Here is a 20,594-nt window from a genome sequence, read left to right on the forward strand (position 1 = left end):
CCGTCGCCCGCGTCTGCCAGTTGCTCCATCAGGTGTTCATTGAAGTTATCCACCCCGAAGCCCAGGGTTGTCAGGGAAACGCCAGTCTTGCGTTTATCCACTGCCATTTGCTTGAGGCTATCGAAGTCGCTGATACCGACATTGAAGTCACCGTCGGTGGCCAGCAGAATGCGGTTGATCCCCTTGGGAATAAACGCCTGCTGCGCCATTTGATAGGCCAGTTCGATGCCCGACGCGCCTGCGGTCGAACCGCCGGCAGTCAATTGATCGATTGCTGTACGAATTTTCGCCTTTTCGCGTCCCGAAGTTGGCTCGAGCACCACACGCGAATCGCCAGCGTAGACCACCAACGAAACACGATCCTGTTCGCGCAATTGATCAACCAGCAATTTCAGGGTGCTTTTGACCAGCGGCAGACCTTCGCGGCGATCCATTGAACCGGACACGTCCACCAGAAACACCAGGTTCGCAGGGGCCAGTTCCGCTATCGCACGGTCAGAGGCCTTGATGCCGATGCGCAGCAGGCGGGTATGCGGGTTCCAGGGTGACGGTGCCAGTTCAGTGGTCAGCCCGAATGGTGAGCCGTCGGAGGGTAACGCATAGTCGTAGGGAAAGTAGTTGACCATCTCCTCCAGCCGTACCGCACCGTCGGGGGGCAAGCGTCCCTGATTGAGTAACCGTCGGACGTTGGCGTAGGCGCCAGTATCCACATCGGCGCTGAAGGTTGAGACCGGCGCCTCGGCCACGCTGTGGACGGGGTTGTCCGCCAGCGTCTGGTATTGCTCTCGCTGTTCATCCCGATACCCCGACGGAAACGACTCAGGCGCCAAACTCGCAACCGGCGCCGGGCGTACACTGCGTTTGGCCATCGACGTATCCGCCATGGCCGCTTCGCTGCGTACCACCCCCGCCGTCTTCATCTCGTTTTGAGCTGGTGGCGACTCTTGCGCGGAATCGGGTGTGGAGGAAACGCCGCAACCGGCAATGGCCAGCAGCAACCCGGTGGTGAAACCCTGGGCGGCCGGGCGGAGAAAATGCAGAGGAAGGGACATGGGGGCTGACCTCAAGAGGAAAATGATCCATTCATCCTCTGAGACGAGCCCCCGTTCAGGTTCGGGTTAAACCGGCTGAAAATTAATGTCAGCGGTGGTAACGGCGCACCACGCTGCTGTTCCTGAGCACATGACCTTTGATTTTTTCCAGCAGTTGCGCGCGTGTCAGACCGGCAGGCAAGGCGTCGGGCGCGAGGTCCAGCGCATACAGCTGAATAATGTAGTGATGCGCGCTGTCGCCAACCGGCGGGCAAGGCCCGATATAACCCGTGGTGCCTTTGGTGTTGGTGCCACCGACACCCTCAAGGGCTGATTTTGCCCCGACACCGGCCGGGATCTGGTGGGTGGCGGCTTTGATGCCGTAATGCACCCAATGATCGACGCCCTGGCCCCTCTGACCATCCGGGTCGTGCATGACGATGGCATAACTCAGCGTCCCCGCCGGCCCGGTGTTCCAGTTCAGCGCCGGTGACGCATTGTGTCCGCCACAACCCGGCGCATCGCTGGCAGCCGCCGAGGTAAACAGCCGGTCATCCGTGACACCGGGGATGTTCAGGGTGAAACGTTCCTGGGCCTGCGCCGGAAATTGCACACAAAGGGCGACTGCAACGGCCGCCAGCCAAGGGTTCAGAGAGGTCAATCGGGTCATTCCGGAGCACCTTGTGCGGATAGGGCCGTCGTCGGCTTGCGAACTATAGCTGTACCGTTCGTGCGGTGGCAGTGGGAATTGGCTGAACCTCGCGTAAAGCGCCAAACTCTTAAGTGAAACGTTTGTCAGGAGAGCCGTCATGGCACTGCACCGCGTTGCGCATTTCGCCGATGTGTCCGAAAACCGGGGCCTTGAGGTCCGGATTGCAGACACCAAAATTGTTTTGTTGCGAGTGGGCGATCAATTACGCGCCTATCAGGGCGAATGCCCGCATGCCGGGGCACCGCTGGCGGAAGGTGCGCTGTGCCATGGACGCTTGATCTGCCCGTGGCACAAAGCGGCGTATCGGATTGAGGACGGGGCATTGTGCGAACCACCGGCTCTGGACAGTCTCAAGCGCTATCCGCTGGAAGTACGCGATGGCGAGATCTGGGTCGACGACCAGCCATTAGCCGATGCTCATACACCGCCGGCTGACGACGAGCGAACATTTGTCATCGTCGGTGCCGGGGCGGCCGGTACGGCGTGTGCGGCAGCGCTGCGGGAAAAGGGCTTCGGCGGCCAAGTGCTGCTGATCGACCGCGAAGTCGACGCCGGCTACGACCGCACCGTCCTGAGCAAATTTGTCATTGCCGGGGAAATGCCTCCCGAAGAAGTCCCTCCGCTAAGGGATGACGCGTTTTATCGCGACCAGCGAATCGAACGCATCAGCGGTGAAGTCGCCAGCCTGGATTCGTCGAGCAAAACCCTGCGGCTGACTGATGGGCGATCGCTGACCTATGACGCCGCGCTGCTTGCCACGGGCGGCACCCCCAATCCGCTCACCCTGCAGGGCTCCGATTTGCCGCAAGTGTTCCTGTTGCGTTCAAAAGAGCAGGCGCGGCAGATTCTGCAGGCGGCAAAGCCCGGCCAGCGAGCGGTGATCATCGGCGACAGCTTTATAGCCTTGGAGTCCGCTTCAGCCCTGCGTGCATGCGGGTTGGACGTGACTGTCGTAGCCCGGCATGCCATCCCCTTCGCCACACAATTTGGCGAAACCGTCGGCAAGTCGATCCGCGCGTTGTATGTGGCCAATGGCGTGGTGTTTCACACCGAAGGCGAAGCCTCCTATATAGAAGGAACGGAAAACGTCGAAGCGGTGTGCCTGGACAACGGCGAACGCCTGCCGGCGGATCTGGTGCTGGCCGCCATCGGCGTCACTCCCGCAACCGATCCGTTTACCGATTTGCCCAAGGAAAAAGACCGCTCGCTGAAGGTCGACAGCGCCATGCGCGTCACCGACGGGGTGTGGGCAGTCGGCGATATCGCGACCTTCCCGCTCAACGGCCAGCCTCAGCGTATCGAGCATTGGCGCCTGGCTCAGCAACAGGCGCGGATCGCCGCCGCGAATATGCTGGGCGCTGACGAGCATTACCTCGACGTACCGTATTTCTGGACCTGGCACTTCGGCAAGAACTACGACTATCTCGGCCATGCTGAAGCCTGGGACGAAGTCGAGTTCAAGGGTGATCCCTACCATCCACCCTTTATAGGCCTGTTCGGCAAGAACGGCGTGGTGGCGGCCGCGGTTGCCTGCGACGAGCAACGGACCATGGCGCTGCTAGCCGAAAGGATGAAGCAACCGCTGTCAGTGGACGAAGCGTGGCAACTGATTCGGGACATTGGTTAGCTGGACAGCAAAACGCCCGACCTCTGCATGCAACAAAAGCCGGGCGTTGTTTTTAACACCAGGTTTTATTCCTGGACTTCGCCACCGCCACCGATTTTGCTCATCACGAAGCCTGCAAACTCTTCAACGGTCATCTTCTGGCCATTGAATACCACCTGATTGTTGGCGTAGTGAAACTTGCTGACGATGTTGTTGCCGTCCAGTGTGGCGAATTGTGAACCGACCGCCATGCTGCCGAACATGTCGGCCGTCGCGGTCGCCTGGTCGGCGATGAGCTTGGCGTCGGTCTGACCATCAAGCTGGCTTTGAACCGTGAACACGTCGACGAGCATTGGCTTGGACACTTGAACATTGATATCCAGCAGTGCAATCAACTGTTGGGTCAGTTGATCGGGCGGCAGGTCCATGGTCGGTGGTTTGGTCAGGTCGAGCACCAGGTTGGCGCGGCTTTCGCCATTGGTGGTGTTGAACGACAGGTTTTCCAACGCCACCTGCGGGCCGGCCGCCAGCAGTTTTTCGAGGCCGGTTTTCACCTGCGCCTCTTCGGCCGGGGTCAAGACCAGTTCTGGAGACGGCTGACCGGCAGCAGCGGCTTCGGCGGCGGCTTTCTCGTAGGGCTGCAGTTTGGTCTGGTAGACCTGCATCAGCGACATGGTCGCCGGGATATCGAGGTTTTTCAGGCTCATGGCCATTTGCGCGGAACCGACCGCCTTGCCGTTCACCGACACTTCACCCACTTTGTAATCGGCACGCCCCGAAGCGCTGGTGCCCGATTCCTCCGTCTGGTTTTTCATTTCAAACTTCTTCAAACCCAGCACTGATTGCTTGGGCCCGAAGGTGGATTTGCTGTCGGTCAGCTCGAGGGTGTTCTCGCCGGTGTAGTAGCCATAAGTGCTTTTTACCAAGTTACTGGCCATGGTCAGGCCATTGAGCTCGACCTTCACCGGGGTTTGATCTTCAGCCACGGTGGTCAGCGTCAGACTGTCCATGTAGCCGTTGGCCTTGACCTTCTGGGCCTGGGCGCTGGCGGCGACTTCGAGGTTCAGACCGGAGAATTTCAGGTTGGATTTTTCATCCAGCGCGACGTCCAGTGGCAAGAATTCGAGAGTGCCGTTGGTGGCGTTGTCGTAACCGATGTTGACCACGCCGGTGAGCGGCGATTTGTCTTTGGCCGCAGCAAACCATTTCTCGGTGAGCGGGGTACGTTCCAGTTCGTAGTGACTGGTGGCCATGACCGGCAACAATTTCAGCGAGATCAGGCGCGAGAACGGCAGCGGGCCATGTTCGATGTGGTCGACGAAGAGCAATTCAACCGGGGATTCACCGAACATCTCGCCTTCGCCCTTGAGGCGGTAGTGCGCGGTGCTGCTGAATACATGACGCTCAAGCGAAACCAGTTCCAGCGAGGCCGTGCCATTGGAACCGACCAGCGCGGCCTTCAGCTCTTTGTTGGCATCGGCGATAGAGGTATTCAACACGCCTTCGATTTTGGTCCCGGTGTACCAGGCACCGCCTGCGCTGATTGCACCGATGGCAAGGACGATTCCAAGAAGCACGCCTGCTGATTTATTCATGAATGACCCAGTCAATGTCCGTTGTTTGAAGGTGTCGTCGTCTTCCCTGAACCCTTGAGGGGTTGCGGCTCGACTCCGCTAAAAGTGGGGTGGAGATTAGCACTAGGCGCATCGGGCGGCCCAATGTTTAAAGGTTAAAGAGTGTCTATGGACTGCGCCGGGGGCGTGAGGGTTTCGGCGGATATAAAATCGCCATCGCGAGCAGGCTCACTCCTACAAAGGTTGTGTGTCATCCACGGCCCCCTTTCAGGAGTAAGCCTGCTCGCGATGGCGTCAATCCAGCCAGTACAAATCAGGAATACTGCACTTCCATCTCATCCAGCTGATGATCAAAGCTCTTGAGCCGTGCCGTCCACGTATACACCAGCACCTCAAAGTCCCGGTTGATCACCGCCCCGCCGGTCACTTCCGAGCGCGGATCACAAACGTCCAGCTGATAACGCTCCCGCGCCATCTTGGTAGCGACGTCCGACAGCTCGCGGGCATTGTTGAGCCAGTGCCAGCCGTCCTCCTCGGACACCTGTTTGTCCAGCGCCAGGCATTGCTTCTTCAAGGTTTCGAGGCTTTTTTCCAGCGGTGTGCCGGTGAGCTCGCCCATGACTTCCTGGAACGTGCGCCCCGGTTGCCAGTAGCTGCCCCAAAAATATTGGTCAAACACCGTTTCGACACGACGCAGCGCCACCTTGGTGTCCCAGATCAGCACCAGGGTCTTGCCTTGTTCGAGTTGTCTTTTTTTGATGCGCTGACCCTGGATGGAAGCCCAGGCCACCACCACGATTGCCATCACGGCAATGAGCGCAGTAGCGCTGTCGAGAAACACCAGCGCCTTGTCGATCTGGTGGGCCAGCATGATGCCGTAGAAATAGGTGGCCGACAGCAAAACCAACGCTGCAATAGCGCACCAAAAGCCAGGAGCATAAGGGTTTTTCATTATTTTTAATCCCCATGACCAACGCGAGCTTGATCGATGAAGTCGCCGCGCGACTCCATCAAATCAAAGCATAGCAACGGCCTCAGGGTTTGCTGGTGTTCGTGCCTTGCGTTCGTCCGCTTTCCCAACCGCCGCCCAAAGCGAGGAACAAATCGATCTGGCTGGCGGCAACCTGGGTGTTGGCAGCGGCCAGTTGCGCCGTGACATCCGTGTAGGTGCGGGTCGCTTGCAGGTCCGCCAGGAATGATTCGCGCCCGGCCTGGAAGAAGCGATGCGTCTGGTCCGCTGCCAGTCTTGCCGATTGCTCGGCATCTGCCAGGGCGTCACGACGTTGCAACAACGCGGCGTACTGGGCCAGGCTGGTCTGGGTTTCGCGAATGGCGTTGAGCACCACTCCATCGAAATGCGCCAGCGTCGCCTGGGTCACCGCTTCGGCTTCGCGGATGCGTGCCCGGGCGCCGTTGGTCGGCACGTTCCAGGTCAGCGACGGACCAAAGCCCCAACGGTTGGTGGACGGGTCGCCGAGATCGTCGAGGATACCGACGGTGCCAATGGTCGCGCCGATGCTGATGTTCGGGTACAGCTCACCCGTGGCGACGCCAATCCCGGCCGTCGCAGTCGCCAGCCGGCGCTCGGCCTGCCGCACATCGGGACGACGCCTGAGCAAGGCGGCGCCATCGCCCACCGGAATCAATTGCGCGATTTTCGGCAACTCGTCGCAGGTGGCGGTGCCGGCCGGCAGTTGATCCACTGGCTTGGCCAGCAACATCGACAGGCGATACAGCCCTGCCTGACGCGAGGCCTCATAGCGCGGCATGTCGGCGCGCAGGGATTTGAACTGGGTTTGCGAACGGGTGACTTGGGTTTCGTCGCCACGGCCGGCATCGCGCAGGCGCTGTATCAGGGTGGTGCTCTGGGCCTGCAGGTCGAGGGAGTGCTGGGCAATCTCGCGCTCCTCATTGGCCGCGCACACCTGGGTGTAGGCTCGGACGACGTCGGCCACCACGGTGATGCGAGCCGTATCGGCCGCTGCCTGTGCCGCATCGGCGTTGGCCTTGGCCGCTTCGATGCCGCGCTGCAATGTGCCAAACAGATCGAACTGGTACGACGCGCTGATGCCGATATCACCGACGTTGGCCACCGGCACTTTTTCCGGAAGCAGGAACGCTTGGCCAGACTCCTGCAATCGCTGGGCGCCCATCTTCACACCGCCGCTCCAGCCACCCGCCGCTTCTGCCTCATCGACCTGAGCCCGGGACCGCGACAGACTGGCCGCCGCAACGCGCAAATCGGTATTGGTCGCCATGGCCTGTTGCACCAACTGGTCGAGTCTAGGGTCCTTGTACAGGCGCCACCAATCGACCGGCACCGGTGCGGACACCACCGTTTTGCCGTCGACCGCCAGATCGCCCTGCAAATCGGGTCGATGGACAGCCGCTTCGTCGGGCAAATGGTAATCCGGGCCAACCACCTGACAGGCCGACAGCAGCAAACCTAACCCGGCAACCGCCAAACCCGACGCCTTGCTCATTTCGCCGGCTCCTGCGGTTGATCGTCGAGGATCGACACGGTCGCGGTTCGCCCGGCGATCATGCGGAAATCTGCCGGTACATCGTCAAAGACAATCCGCACCGGAATCCGCTGTGCCAGGCGCACCCAGCTGAATGCCGGGTTGACGTTGGGCAGCAGGTTGTTGCCGATCGTACGGTCGCGATCTTCGATGCCGGCGACGATGCTTTCCACATGACCGCGCAACCGCGCACGGTCGCCGATCACCCGGATGTCGACGCTTTGGCCGACATGAATGCCGTTCAGTTTGGTTTCTTCGAAATAACCGTCGATGTGGAATGAATTGCTGTCGACGACCGACAACACCGGCCGACCGGCTGTCACGAATTCCTGCGCACGCGGTGCACGGTCGTTGACGTAGCCGTCGACCGGGCTGCGGATGGTCGAACGGTCGAGGTTCAACTGGGCGCTGTCCACCGCCACTTGCGCTTCCATCAACGCCACTTCGGCGCGAGCGACCCGGGACTGACTTTCTTCCAGCTGCTCGCCCGGCACCAGATTGCCCAGGCCACGGTTACGCTTGGCTTCGCGTTGCGCCTGAGCCAGGGTTTCCTGACGGTCGGCGACCGCCGCTTTGGCCTGGCGCAGGGCCAGTTTGAAACGGTCCTGATCGATGCTGAACAACACCTGGCCGCGTTTCACCAATTGGTTGTCGCGCACGTCCACTTGCTGAATCAGCCCGGACACATCCGGAGCGATTTGCACGATGTCGGCACGGATATGCCCGTCGCGGGTCCACGGCGCAAACATGTAATACATCACCATGCGCCAGACCACGACGACGGCAAAGGTCACGATCAACAGGGTCAGCATCACGCGACCCAGGGTTAAAAAAGGTTTTTTCATGTCATCAGGTATCGACTGAGTGAGTCCACGGCGCCGAGCAGCAAAGCGTAGAGGGCCACGTTGAACAATGCCCGGTGCCAGACCAGACGGTAAAAGTGCAAGCGCATCAACACCCCGTGCACCAACAGAAACAACACATACGTAATGCCCATCAATACCAGCAGCGTGGGCAGAAACACCCCGCTGATGTCCACATCACCGATCATAAAGGCGCTCCATCGATGCCATGGGGCAGCGGTTCTTCGAGTTCGCCCGAGCTTACGAATTCCACGCCCGGCAACAACGCCAAGCGCAGGCCGCTCAGGGCGTGCAACAAATTCAGACGGGCATCCTCATCACAATTCGTGTCCAGTGCCCGGCGGGCGCGGTCGAGGGTCATCAGCAACGGACCGGGGGCCGGCAGACGCTCATCCGCCTTCAGGCAGGCCCTGAAATACTCACCGACTTCCGCTACCACCTGATGCAGCAGCGCGCGCGGTACACCGTCCACTCGCGGGGTGTAAGCCAGCAGATCGAGCACGTTCAGCGCCACACGCACCTCACGCAACGCAATGCCGGTGTCCTGGCCAGTCATGGCCAGACGCGGCAAGTGCTGCATCAGACGATCAAGCACGTGTACGCCCAATTGCCGGTGTTCGGCCAGATTCGCCGGTTTGCTGAGATTGACGATGTCGCGCCAACTGAAGCGGGTCAGCCGCTTGGCTGCCAGTTCTGCACCAAACGGCCGGGCGATCAGGGTCCAGATGAAGGCAAACAATAGCCCGATGGGGCCGGCCAGGTTGGAGTTGGCGAAACTGAGGAAATCCGCATCGTAGGCGCCCTGAATACTGATAAACGACGAGGTGTTGACGAGGGTCAGGAGCATGCCCAGGTAAAACTGCGGCTTGACCGTCAGGGTGCCGATGCAGATAAACGGCACGGCAAACGCCAGCACCAGCATCGGGAAATCGTGCAGGTTGGGCAGCACCAGAAACAGGTACAGACTGGCCAGCACCACCGACATCGCGGTCCAGAAGAAGAACCGGTAAATCTGCGGCGCCGGGTCATCCATCGAGGCGAAAAAGCTGCACGACACGGCGGCCAGAATCACCGCCGAGCCTCCATCGGTCCAGCCGAGCAGAATCCACAGCACTGAGGCAACGATGATCGCGGTGACCGTCGAAGCCGCCGAGTAGAGCATCAGCCCACGGTCGAGAAACGGTGACAGGCGACCGAGGCGCCAGTGGCGATACACGGCGCGCCAGCTGTTCGGGCTTTCGCACTGGATGGCGTATTGCAGGCTGCGGCAGTCTTGCCACACGTCGATCCACTCGCCGAGGCGATACAACGCGTTGGAGAACAGCAGTTGTTTGCGATCGTTCAGGGCTTCGGCGGACGGTTGCAACACTTCAAGCTGATCCTTCAGCGCCTGCCAGCGTGCGAGGTCAGCGTCTTTGTGATTGAGCCATTCGGTGGTGGCCGCCAGTAACGGTGCGAATTTTTCCACCAGCTCGGGCGTGCGCCGCTCAAGGGCATACAGCGCGTCGTCGAGGGCATCGATCACCGGCAACAAGTGAATCATCCGCCCACGCAGTTCCTTGGTGTTGCGCACGGTTTGCCGGTGCGCGCCCTCGTGTGGCAATTGGCCGATCATCAACTCCAAAGTGTTGAAGGTCGTGACCATGGCGGAGCGCAGCGCGCTGACTTCGTCCGGCTGCACCTGACGGCTGAGGAAACGCAGGCTATAGGTGGAGGCATCGGCAAACCACTTGCTCACCGCATCGTTGAACACCGGCGCCAGCCTTCGAGGCCAGAACATGGCACCGACCACCGCCGCCACGGCAATGCCGAGGAAGATTTCCTCAGTGCGCGCTTCCGCCACGTCCCAGACCCCCAGCGGGTTGTTCACCACCGGCAGGGCGATCAGCGGCAAGGTGTAACCGGCCAGCATCAAGGCGTAGTTATTGGCGGTACGCAGGTGCAAGGACAAGAACAGCAGCGTCCCGGTCCACAGCGCGATGACCACCACCAATACGTAGGGACTCTGGACAAACATCGGCACGAAAAGAACCGCTGCCGCCGCACCGAAAAAGGTCCCGATGGCGCGGTAGAGCGCCTTGGAACTGGTAGGGCCGACAAACGGGCTGGACACGATGTAGACCGTGGCCATCGCCCAATACGGACGCGGCATTTGCATGAGCAGGGCGATGTACAACGCAATCATCGAGGCGGCAAAAGTACGCACGCCGTAGAACCAGTCTCGCGCCGCGGGCATACCGCTGAAAAATCCGCTCAAGGGTTGACCACCGACGGCGCGTTCGCCGCTTCAAAGGCTTTCAGTACCCGAAGCGTAGCTTCCAGATCGCTTTGGTCGATGCCTTCAAGCACTTCATGGCGCAAACGCACCAGCTCGATTTCGACGGCCTGCACCAATTCGCGACCGGTGGCGGTCAGGCTCAGGCACTTGGCGCGTCGGTCATGAGCGTCTTCCGTCCGGCAGACGTAGCCCGAATGACACAACTGATCGAGCAAACGCACCAGAGACGGACTCTCCATCCCCGCCGCCTGTGCCACCGTCACCTGACGCACACCCTCGCCCAAGCGCCCGATCATCAACAACGGGACGGCGCAGGCTTCGGAGATTCCATAGTTGACCAGCGTGGTCTGGCAAATCTTCCGCCAGTGCCTGGCGGCCACCACCATGGAGCTGCTGATGTTCATCTGGAGAGCGTCGAGGTTCTTCGGCACGAGGGAAAACACACACTGTTAGTTTGCTAACTATCAATATCGCATTTGGGGGGAAAGGTGGTCAAGTTTTGAAACAAATTGGTCTATTAACGGCTTATGGACAACCTGAAAAAACATAAACTCTTGCTCCCCTACACACCCCGCCCCTTCCTCAACAACACATCCAACTGATCCACCACCTCCGCCCAATCCGCATCATCCAAAATATCGTCACGCAAAAACTGCGCCTGGCTCCTGCTCCAGAAAAACGCATCTGCAAGGTGCAGTTCGGGCTTGAGCGGTGAGTGGGTGGCGATGAATTTATCGATGCTCTCGGCGTCATCCGCCAGGCCGAGTTGTTTGAACAGGTTGGGTAAGGTATGGGTTGGGGATTCCATGTCGGGTTCCTTGAGACATTAAAAATCAATCGCGAGCAGGCTCGCTCTTACATAAATACCCGGTCAAAGGGTGGGAGCGAGCCTGCTCCGGGCGGCGTTCCGTAGATGGCGGTATCACTTAAAACACAGCACTCACTGACTCAATTCCCGCACCTCGGCATGCGGCACCATTTTCAGGAACTGCGGCATGTCCATGTGCAGCAGGTTGATGTGGTTGCCGGCTTCCAGATAGATGTCTTTCTGCCGGGTTACCAACGGGTCGATGACCACATCCAGCCCATAGGCTTCACCCAGCGCCGGCACGGCACCGCGTTCGCAATCATCGAACAGGTGCGGCAGATTGCTTTCCCGCGAAACCTGCCATTCACCGCTGCTACGGACTTTGCTCAGGTCCAGGTGACGACTGGCAGGCAGCACGGCCATCAGGTAATGCCCATGGTGATCGTCGAGGATGACCGACTTGGCCACCCGTTCGGCCGGAACGCCCGCGAGCCGCGCCGTCTCAAGGCTGCTGGCCGAATGGGGATGGGTGACGATGTCATATTCGCAGTGAGCCGTTTCCAGGCTTTTCTGCACGGTTCTTGCCATACGCATGATGCACCTCGGTGTCCGCAACAATGGGGAGCGGACGGTGGTTGATGCTTTTCTTCGTACTGAAAGTCTAGGCCTGCCGGTGCGTTCCGGCGGGAAATCCGCTCATCGGACGCCAGCGTAAAGTGAGCAGAATTCAGATAGGCCAAGGCTCAACTAAACTGTATGCAGAGCCACCTGATGACTCTCGCGGAGGGTCACGTGAATATTCGTTGCTGTGCCGTTGCGCTGCTGTTGGCGTTGAGCGGATCGGTGTTCGCCGCCGAAACCGTTGTGTTGCTCACACCAAACCCCATCGGGATCTGGTTGATTACCTTCGGCATCGCCTTTCTGATCGCCGAGGCCGCGTTGCCCAACTACGGTGTGGTCGGTTTGGGCGGCATTGTGATGTTCGTGATCGGTGCAGTGATTCTGACCAATACCGAAATACCTGTTCCCTTGATGATCGGCCTGGGGCTGGTGAGTGCCCTGTTGCTGATTTTCTTGCTGATCCGCGCCCTGAAAACCCGACCACGGCGCAACGTCAGCGGCGATGCCGAACTGCTGGGCAGCGTAACGCCGGTCCTGTCGTTGCTGCCCGACAATGCCTGCAACGGCTGGGTGCATCTGCAAGGGGAGCGCTGGCAGGTTTCAAGCCCGACACCGCTGCAGCCGGGGCAACACGTCCGGGTGGTGGCGCGCAAAGGATTACTGTTGCAAGTGGCCGCGGCTGATGCGGCGCCGGTTGGAGAATAGACATGGGCCTGCAAGTAGGTTTCGCCGCACTGCTGCTATTGGTGATTGCACTGGCGGGGGCGACCTTCCGCATCCTGCGCGAATACGAGCGCGGCGTGGTGTTCCAGCTTGGACGCTTCTGGCAGGTCAAGGGGCCCGGTTTGATCCTGCTGATCCCGGTGGTCCAGCAAATGGTCCGTGTCGACCTGCGAACCATCGTCCTCGACGTTCCCCCACAAGACGTGATCACTCGCGACAACGTCTCGGTCAAGGTCAACGCGGTGCTGTATTTCCGTGTGCTCGATCCACAGAAAGCGATTATCCAGGTCGAAGACTTTCTGGCAGCCACCAGCCAACTGGCACAGACCACCCTGCGGGCTGTGCTGGGTAAACATGAGCTCGATGAACTGCTGGCCGAGCGCGAACGGCTGAACATCGACATCCAGCAAGTGCTCGACGCCCAGACCGATGCCTGGGGCATCAAGGTCGCCAATGTCGAGATCAAACACGTGGACCTCAATGAATCGATGGTCCGCGCCATCGCCAAACAGGCCGAAGCCGAACGGGAACGCCGGGCCAAAGTGATCCACGCCGAAGGTGAATTACAGGCCTCGGAAAAACTCATGCAGGCCGCGGAAATGCTCGGCCGTCAGCCTGGGGCCATGCAGTTGCGTTACATGCAGACGCTGAGCTCGATTGCCGGGGACAAGAGCTCGACCATTGTCTTCCCGCTGCCAATTGAACTGCTCAAGGGGATGGCGGATTTGTCGTCAAAGCCTTGATAACAAGACTTTCAATGCAGCACAAACAAGCGCGCATTAGCCCCGCCCGCCTGGGTAATGCCGGCGCTCTTCCAGCCCACGGGCAGCGGTGCGAACTCGTCCGGCACACCGACGGTGCCGATCAGCCACACCCGACCGGTGCCCTTGGGCAAGCTGTCGAGGCGGTCCAGATAAATGTCCTGGGTGACCAGCGTGCCGAATCCATACGCATTTGGCCGGCTCGACCCGCCATTGGCCAGCGGCGGGGTGTACAGCAACGGTTTAGCGTCGGTGCGGTTGTAATAAACGTAGGCGAGGTACCAGAGCATATCGCTGGTGACAATCTGGTCGCCGGCAACGAAGTGCTGGTTAACGTAATCGACCATCACGTTGATCTGATCGTGGGTATCGACCGTGGCGTTGTTTTTCAAGCCGACCAGTTCGACGCCGACAAACAACACCAGCACCGCCAGCGCCAGCACTCGAAAGCCTGAATACAGGCGATCAATGGCTAACGCGACAATCAGCGGCAACCCCAGTGCATAGGCCGTCAGGTAACGCTCGATGAACACCGGCGAGATAAACGACACGCCGAACACCAACAACATCGGCAACGCCGTATAGATCACCAGCAAGATACTGCCGCGAATGACGCTGCGGTCCCGTGCCAGCGCCACGCCAGCAATCGCCAGCAACGCCAGCGGCAGCGCGATAAAAATCAGCGTCGGCAGGTTTTCACCATCGTCCTGGGTCAGCAACGACCAGATCATCGACGGCAATGAGCCGAACGTGACCGGCAGCTCCCATCCCACATCACCATTGGCTTTGAGCAGATCCATGTGCTGGATCAGATCAATCAGGTTGGGCACCCAAGGCAGGTAGATCAGCACGATTGCCACGTTCGCCAGCCACCAACCGGGGCGTTGAATGGTGCGCAAGCGATAGTCCGGCAGGACACGAATCAATCCCAGATACAGCCAGTGACACACTACGCACAGGGCGGTGAAGTAATGGGTATAGAACGCTGCGCTCATCAGCAGCACATACGCCACCAGATAGCGTGTACGCCGGGGATACCTGATCCAGTAGACCAGCGCAATCGTCGCGCCGATCAGCCACAGGCCCAGCAGCGAGTACATCCGCACTTCCTGGCTATAACGCACCGCCGTCGGCAACAGCGCCAGGAGAAAACCGGCCAGCAACGCAGCACGCCGGGTGGCGATCAAGTCCACCAACCAGACGCCGAGCCATACCGTGACGATCCCGGGCAGAGCACTCAGACAGCGAATCGAAAAAATGCCGTCGCCGAACACCTCGATCCAGCCATGCAGCAGCATGAAATACAGCGGCGGGTGCACGTCATGGGCGGCATGCACCCATATTTCAGCCAATGAGTAGTGGCTCATCAGCAGGCTTGACCCTTCGTCGCCCCAAATGGCCGCCGCCGTCAGGTCGTAGAAACGCACCAAGGCAGCCAACGCCAGGATCGGTAACAGCCGATGCTCCTGCGCCCACCGCAACCAACGCTGCACCACCGCCCAGCCGCCGGGCACCGCGTGCGGATCCTGGGTGCCGCCAAGCGAAGTTTCTCTGCGCGCTTCCATTGCCTCCCCCTGCAACCGGCCCGACATCACGAAGCCTATGGATCACTTTAAGGCGGCGCAGGTTCTTCGTCGATGCTGGCTTTGCGACCAGTGACCTCTGCTATTCGCTTCGTTGGCCGTCAGGGTGAAGAAACCGGCATCTGCCGGTATTTTTTTGATTTACAGAGCGAATCAACGCTTCACCGACTCCGCCAACGGATACACCGACTCCCATCCCCCGCCCAACGCCTTGTACAACCCGACCATCGCCAGCGATACACCGGTCGAACTCTCCACAAATTGCTCCTGCGTCGCCAGTAATGCACCTTGCACTGTCAGCACATTAACGAAGTCCACCACGCCTTCCGTGTATTGCTGCTGCGCAGTGCGCAGGGCGATCTGGTTTTGGCGGACGGCTTCGGCGAGGCTGTCGCGGCGCAATTGGCTGGCGTTGTAGGCGGTCAGTTGATCGTCGATTTCATGCCAGGCGCGCAGCACGGTTTGCTGGTAGGCAATGGCGGCCTCCTGTTGCTGGGCTTCACGCAGGTTCAGCACGCCGCGCAGGCGACCGCCATCAAACAGCGGCAAGCTGAATTGCGGGCCGATGCCGAATGAACGCGAGCCCCACGAACCAAAATCGCTGAGCTGCATGGCTTGCGACCCGATATTGCCCGACAGCGTAATCCGCGGGTAGAAGTTACCCTTGGCCACGCCGATATCTGCGGTAGCAGCATGCAGTTGCGCTTCAGCCTGGCGAATATCCGGACGCCGTTCGGCCAGTTGCGATGGCAGCCCGATCGCGACCTGACGCGGGGTTTGCGGTACGGCCGCGCCTGTGGATAACTCGGCGTGCAGCGCTTGCGGCGGTTCTCCCATCAGCAAGCTCAAGGCGTTGATCAGTTGCGACTGCCGCTGCTCCAGCGCAGGCAGCCGCGATTCGATGGCGGCGACTTGGGCGGCGGCCTCGGCGACGTCCAGGTCGGTGGCAACGCCGTCAGCCAGACGCAATTGCGAGAGTTTCAAACTGTGGCGGGCGACCTCGAGGTTCTGCTCGGTGACGGCCCGAGTGCTTTGGACGCCGCGCAGTTGAATGTAGTCCTGAGCGGTTTCCGCCAACACCGATAACAACACACCCCGACGATCGTTTTCGGCCACCTCAAGCGTAGCGTCGGCAGCTTCGGTTTCGCGGCGCACGCGCCCCCAGAAATCCAGCTCCCAGGACGCGGAGAAGCCGGCGTCCCACAAGTTGAATGCCGAATCACCGTTGTGACCCGAGGGATCGTTCAAGCCTTCGCCGCTGTTGCGTTTGCGTCCATAACTGCCAGTCGCTGCGGTTGAGGGGTAACGGTTGGCGGTGATCACCTGGCGCGCGGCGCGGCTTTGCTGCAAGCGGCTGCTGGCGAGTTTCAGGTCGAGGTTGTCAGTCAAGGCGCGCTGGGTCAGGGACGAAAGTTTTGGGTCGTTGAAGACCTCCCACCAGTGTTCGTTCATGTCGGCAGTGATCGCTTCACTGGCGGCGGGTTTGGCGGGTTTTGACCACTCGATGATTTGTCGGGCTTGAGGTTTCTGGAAGTCGGGGCCGACGGTGCAGGCCGACAGGCTCATGATCAGCAAGGTGCAAAAGGTCAGTTGAGGCCACCGGCCTCTTCGCGAGCAAGCTCGCTTCCACAGGGGATCTCCTTTGGTGCACAGATCCCATGTGGGAGCGAGCTGGCTCGCGATGACGTCTGCCCGGCCAACAAAAATCTTCATCGCTTGGCCACCTCATGAGACACCGCACTCGCCGTATCAATACTCGCCTCCACCGACATCCCCACGCGCAACCGCGAAGCCAATGCCTGTCCAGGTTCCAGGACGATTTTCACCGGAATCCGCTGCACCACCTTGGTGAAGTTTCCCGTAGCGTTGTCCGGTTTGATCGAGGCAAACGTCACGCCCGTCGCCGGAGCGATGCTCTCGACGCGACCGATCAGCGCCTCACCGCCGAGACTGTCGACCCGCACCTGCACGTCCTGCCCAGGCTGAACGTTGGCCAGTTGCGTCTCTTGAAAGTTGGCCACTACGTAAGCCTGCGCCAGCGGCACCACCGCCAGTATCTTGCTACCCGGCGTCACATAAGCGCCGACTCGCACGGCGCGCTCGCCGACCATGCCGTCCTGTGGTGCCACGATGCGCGTGTAAGACAGTTCATAGCTGGCGATTTCCAGCGCGGCTTGCGCCCGTTTCAGTCCGCCTTGCGCCGCATCGCGCTGGGCGGTCAGGATGTCCACTTGCTTGCGCTCCGCCGCCAGCACCGCCATCGCGTTGGCCAACCGCGCATTGGCCTGATCGATGCGCGTGCGCGCTTGCTGAGCATTCTGCACCGTGCCAGCCCCGACGCCGGCCAGGTGGTCGTAGCGATTCAACTCATGCTCGGCGAAAGCCATTTCAGCCTTGGCCGACACCACCGAGGCTTGAGCCTGAGCGATCACTGAGACTTGGCGCTCAAGGGTCGCGCGGGCATTTTGCAGCTGCGCCCTGGCTACCAGGGTTTCGGCGTCCGCCGCCTGGGCCGCGGCGCGCAGATCACGATCGTCGATCAGTGCCAGCAACTGCCCGGCCTTGACCTGCTGGTTGTCTTCCACCAGCACCTCCTTGATAAACCCGGCCACGCGCGGGACCACCAGCGTGAAGTCCGCCGAGACAAACGCGTCGTTGGTTTTTTGCTGCGTGCGCTGACCGAAAAGGCCGGGTGTCAGCAGACAAATCAGCACACCGACCGCCACCACTACGGCGACACCGACAGCTATTTTTTGCTTGGTTTGAGTCGTCATAAAAACCTTCTGTTTCAGTGAAGCGTTCAAGTCGGCGCGCGCGGTGGATACATCCGCGTCGGCAGCCAGAAAATCAGCAGGATCAACGCCAGCGCGACGCCCGCCATGCACAGGTAAAGATCGGAAGACGTCAGCACCACGGCCTGCTCATGCAGGCGGTGGGCGAGGCCCGCGCTGTCGCGTTCGGCCAGGGGCGAGTTGCCGAGGTTGTCCACCAGCATCGTCGAGTGAAAATGCAGCCTGGCGGTGGTCAATGCCTCGATGACGCCGGTAGCAATCACCGCTGACAGGCCTTTCACGGTGTTGAACCAGGCCGAAGCGAATGGCCCTTCCATCGGCGAGATGCTGCCGGTCGCCAGCATCAGCAGCGGCAGGACTGCCATGGGCTGACCGAAGATCTGCAGCAGTTGCAGCGCGTAGAAATCGTCGCGAATCCACGCCGACGTCAGCTGCGCGCCATCGATGCACGACAGCGCCAACATGCTCAAACCCGCGCCCAGCACCCAGCGACAATCGACCCAGCGCAGGTTGCACAACGCCGCCACCAACGGCAGCGCAATCAATTGTGGCAACGCCGCCAACAGCGTGATCGGCGCCGTCTGCACGGGGCGATAACCCTGCACCTGAGCGAGATAAGAGGACGGAATGATGATCACCGCCAGCAACACCACCAGCACCCCGGCCAAGGTGAGCAAAGCAAACGAGAGGTTGCGGATGCCGAGCATCTGCATCTTGAAAAACGGCGTTGGTTGCGACCATTCATTGATCAGAAACAACACCAGCAACACCAGGCCACCGCCGAGCAATCCGCCGATCAGGCTCGACTCGAACCAGTCCAGCCGATTGCCTTGCAAGATGCCGATCACCAACATGCAGATCGCCGGAAAACCCAGCAGCAGACCGCGCCAGTTGAAGTGCTTGAAGCGCTCAAGGCGCAGCGGGTCCTGCGGCAAACCATAAGACACCGCTGCCAGCGCCAGCAGGCATGGCACGATGATTTGCCAAAACGTCCACTGCCAGCCGACATACTCGGTCCACAACCCGGCCAATGGCGTCCCGAGACCGGGCCCGAACGTGGCGGTCAATGCATAACCGGCCAGGCCATAGAGCTTCACATTGGCTGGCAGGAAGCGCAGTGCCACGGTCATCAGCATCGGCGGCAATGCACCGCCGGCCAGGCCTTGCAACGTACGCATGACCAGCAGGCTTTCGTAGTTCGGGGCGAACGGGCACAACAGCCCCAACAGCGTGAAGACGGCGATGGCGCAAAGGGTGAATCGCCGCAACGAGAACGTCACCGCGCACCACGGCGCAAACGCCATGGCCGCCACCGAGGTCGCGGTGTAGCTGGCAACCAGCCAGCTGCCTTCGTCGTAGCCGATGGCCAACGCGCCGCGAATGTCCGCCAGCGCCACCTTGGTCACCATCTCGTTCAGGCCCGACACCAGCACCGCCAGCAATACGCCCACCAGACCGATGATGATCCGCGGACCGAAGACCGGTGGCGTGACGGCGGCTGGAGGGGGCGCGGCGAGGGGGGCCGTGACTGTGAGAGAAGTCATTACAGCTTGCTCCGGGGGTTAAGTACCGGGGCATTTTAAAAAGCGTGGGGCCTGACGAAAACTGACTTATCGACAGGTTATAAGTGCGCTAGACGCAACAATACAAAAACTCCTTCTTGTGGGAGCGGCTTGCTGGCGAAGAGGACATTACATCCAACATCGACGCTGACTGACGCACCGCTTTCGCGAGCAAGGCCACTCCCACAGGGGATGAGGGTTGCTTCAGGTGAGTTGTGCGGCCTGCCACGTTTCGTCGCAGCAGGCTTTCAGGGTTTCACGCAGCCAGCGGTGAGCCGGGTCGTTGTCAAACCGTGGGTGCCAGGCCTGGGTCAGCATCAGGGTAGGCAGCGGAATCGGCAGGGTGAACGAGCGCAGTTTCAAGCCCAGGCGGCGGACGCTTAGCAACGCCTCCTTTGGCACCGGCAAAATCAGATTGGAATCCGGCAGCGCGAACATTGCCGCATGGAAGCTCGGCGCAATCACCGCCACCCGTCGCTCCAGCCCCAAAGCGTTGAGGGCCGTGTCGATCGGCCCGCGAGCAATGCCTCGGCGCGACATGCTGATATGGGAAAAGCCGGCGTAGCGGTCGGCGGTAATCTCGTCGTCGAACAGCGGATGGTCCTCGCGCACCAGACCGACGAAGTGCGTTGAGAACAGGTTTTGCACCTTCACTTCCGGCATGACGGGACGATTGTTGCTGACACTTAAATCAATCCGCCCCTCGCGCAGCGCTTCATCATCGCCATCGCCTTCCGGTACAAAGCGCAATTCACAGTGCGGCGCCCGGCGCTCCATAGTGTCGAACAGCTTGCCGCCATAGACGCCGACGAAAAAATCATTGGCGCGGATGCTGAACCGGCGGCGCAACGAACCGAGGTCCACCTCATCGGCTGAACGAAACAGCAAGGCAGCCTGCTCGACCACGTCGCGCACTTGTTCGCGCAGTTCCAGCGCCTTGGGCGTTGGCACCAGACCGCGACCGGCGCGCACCAGGATCGGATCGCCGATGGCTTCGCGTATGCGCGTCAGCGTTCGGCTCATGGCCGCCGGGCTGAGGTTCATCCGCCGCGCAGCGCCAACCACGCTGCCCTCGTCGAGCAAGGCGTCGAGGGCGACCAACAGGTTCATGTCTGGGAGTTGCATGCTGAGCACTCGTGACTGATCTGGATTGATTCA

19 protein-coding genes (1 of these 19 cut by a window edge) are annotated in these 20,594 nt (G+C 60.5%); 3 read left to right on the plus strand and 16 right to left on the minus strand.

Going from position 1 to position 20,594, the window contains the following annotated elements; translation table 11 throughout:
• Both NL116_RS26695 and NL116_RS26700 read right to left on the minus strand, forming a co-directional pair.
• Positions 1-1,052: the 5' portion of a vWA domain-containing protein gene (locus NL116_RS26695; protein WP_494374742.1), read on the minus strand. Its footprint begins 652 nt before the window's first position; only the first 1,052 of its 1,704 coding nucleotides appear in the window; it begins with the start codon at positions 1,050-1,052; its stop codon lies beyond the left edge, outside the window.
• 88 nt (positions 1,053-1,140) lie between these two features.
• Positions 1,141-1,701 (minus strand): YbhB/YbcL family Raf kinase inhibitor-like protein, encoded by a 561-nt coding sequence (locus NL116_RS26700; RefSeq protein ID WP_494374743.1) that lies wholly within the window; start codon positions 1,699-1,701, stop codon positions 1,141-1,143.
• Between the two features lie 139 nt (positions 1,702-1,840).
• Between NL116_RS26700 and NL116_RS26705 the strand changes: the two genes are divergently transcribed.
• Positions 1,841-3,370 carry an FAD-dependent oxidoreductase gene (locus NL116_RS26705; protein WP_494374744.1) on the plus strand — a complete coding sequence of 510 codons (1,530 nt, stop codon included), beginning with the start codon at positions 1,841-1,843 and terminating at the stop codon, positions 3,368-3,370.
• A gap of 65 nt (positions 3,371-3,435) precedes the next feature.
• On the opposite strand, the gene NL116_RS26710 is transcribed toward NL116_RS26705, so the two are convergent.
• From NL116_RS26710 to NL116_RS26750, 9 genes are all read right to left on the minus strand, one after another.
• Positions 3,436-4,944 carry a YdgA family protein gene (locus tag NL116_RS26710; protein WP_494374745.1) on the minus strand — a complete coding sequence of 503 codons (1,509 nt, stop codon included), beginning with the start codon at positions 4,942-4,944 and terminating at the stop codon, positions 3,436-3,438.
• Positions 4,945-5,236: 292 nt separating this feature from the next.
• Positions 5,237-5,875, minus strand: a complete 639-nt coding sequence (locus NL116_RS26715) for an NADH:ubiquinone oxidoreductase subunit N (protein ID WP_494374746.1) — start codon at positions 5,873-5,875, stop codon at positions 5,237-5,239.
• Between the two features lie 82 nt (positions 5,876-5,957).
• The gene (locus tag NL116_RS26720; protein ID WP_494374747.1) at positions 5,958-7,406 is read right to left on the minus strand and encodes an efflux transporter outer membrane subunit; all 1,449 of its coding nucleotides are present in this window, start codon (positions 7,404-7,406) and stop codon (positions 5,958-5,960) included.
• The gene (locus NL116_RS26725) at positions 7,403-8,290 is read right to left on the minus strand and encodes an efflux RND transporter periplasmic adaptor subunit (RefSeq protein WP_494374748.1); all 888 of its coding nucleotides are present in this window, start codon (positions 8,288-8,290) and stop codon (positions 7,403-7,405) included. Before NL116_RS26725 ends, NL116_RS26720 begins: the two co-directional genes overlap by 4 nt.
• Positions 8,287-8,496: a DUF1656 domain-containing protein gene (locus tag NL116_RS26730; RefSeq protein ID WP_494374749.1), complete on the minus strand. Its 210-nt coding sequence runs from the start codon at positions 8,494-8,496 to the stop codon at positions 8,287-8,289. The genes NL116_RS26725 and NL116_RS26730 overlap by 4 nt, the downstream gene beginning before the upstream one ends.
• Positions 8,493-10,565, minus strand: a complete 2,073-nt coding sequence (locus NL116_RS26735; protein ID WP_494374750.1) for an FUSC family protein — start codon at positions 10,563-10,565, stop codon at positions 8,493-8,495. Before NL116_RS26735 ends, NL116_RS26730 begins: the two co-directional genes overlap by 4 nt.
• Positions 10,562-10,990, minus strand: coding sequence for a MarR family winged helix-turn-helix transcriptional regulator (locus NL116_RS26740; protein WP_123436297.1), 429 nt, complete (start codon positions 10,988-10,990; stop codon positions 10,562-10,564). The genes NL116_RS26735 and NL116_RS26740 overlap by 4 nt, the downstream gene beginning before the upstream one ends.
• Before the next feature lie 158 nt (positions 10,991-11,148).
• On the minus strand, positions 11,149-11,394 hold the full coding sequence (locus NL116_RS26745; protein WP_494374751.1) for a DUF2789 domain-containing protein: 246 nt from the start codon (positions 11,392-11,394) through the stop codon (positions 11,149-11,151).
• A gap of 132 nt (positions 11,395-11,526) precedes the next feature.
• Positions 11,527-11,988: an aminoacyl-tRNA deacylase gene (locus NL116_RS26750; RefSeq protein WP_494374752.1), complete on the minus strand. Its 462-nt coding sequence runs from the start codon at positions 11,986-11,988 to the stop codon at positions 11,527-11,529.
• Positions 11,989-12,186: 198 nt separating this feature from the next.
• Here NL116_RS26750 and NL116_RS26755 point away from each other — a divergent pair, with 198 nt between their 5' ends.
• Both NL116_RS26755 and NL116_RS26760 read left to right on the plus strand, forming a co-directional pair.
• Positions 12,187-12,720, plus strand: coding sequence for an NfeD family protein (locus NL116_RS26755; protein WP_494374753.1), 534 nt, complete (start codon positions 12,187-12,189; stop codon positions 12,718-12,720).
• 2 nt (positions 12,721-12,722) lie between these two features.
• A complete protein-coding gene (locus NL116_RS26760) occupies positions 12,723-13,481 on the plus strand; it encodes a slipin family protein (RefSeq protein WP_494374754.1) in 759 nt (252 codons plus the stop codon).
• A gap of 11 nt (positions 13,482-13,492) precedes the next feature.
• On the opposite strand, the gene NL116_RS26765 is transcribed toward NL116_RS26760, so the two are convergent.
• The 5 genes from NL116_RS26765 to NL116_RS26785 form a co-directional block, all read right to left on the minus strand.
• Complete coding sequence (locus NL116_RS26765; protein ID WP_494374755.1) at positions 13,493-15,064, minus strand: glycosyltransferase family 39 protein; 1,572 nt, start codon at positions 15,062-15,064, stop codon at positions 13,493-13,495.
• Positions 15,065-15,235: 171 nt separating this feature from the next.
• Positions 15,236-16,795, minus strand: a complete 1,560-nt coding sequence (locus NL116_RS26770) for an efflux transporter outer membrane subunit (RefSeq protein WP_494374756.1) — start codon at positions 16,793-16,795, stop codon at positions 15,236-15,238.
• Positions 16,792-17,856, minus strand: a complete 1,065-nt coding sequence (locus NL116_RS26775) for an HlyD family secretion protein (RefSeq protein ID WP_494374757.1) — start codon at positions 17,854-17,856, stop codon at positions 16,792-16,794. Before NL116_RS26775 ends, NL116_RS26770 begins: the two co-directional genes overlap by 4 nt.
• 26 nt (positions 17,857-17,882) lie before the next feature.
• A complete protein-coding gene (locus tag NL116_RS26780; protein ID WP_494374758.1) occupies positions 17,883-19,418 on the minus strand; it encodes an MFS transporter in 1,536 nt (511 codons plus the stop codon).
• A gap of 222 nt (positions 19,419-19,640) precedes the next feature.
• A complete protein-coding gene (locus NL116_RS26785) occupies positions 19,641-20,561 on the minus strand; it encodes a LysR family transcriptional regulator (protein ID WP_494374759.1) in 921 nt (306 codons plus the stop codon).
• Positions 20,562-20,594 lie beyond the last annotated feature (33 nt).

The sequence above is a fragment of the Pseudomonas sp. FBCC-B1667 genome (assembly GCF_059133255.1).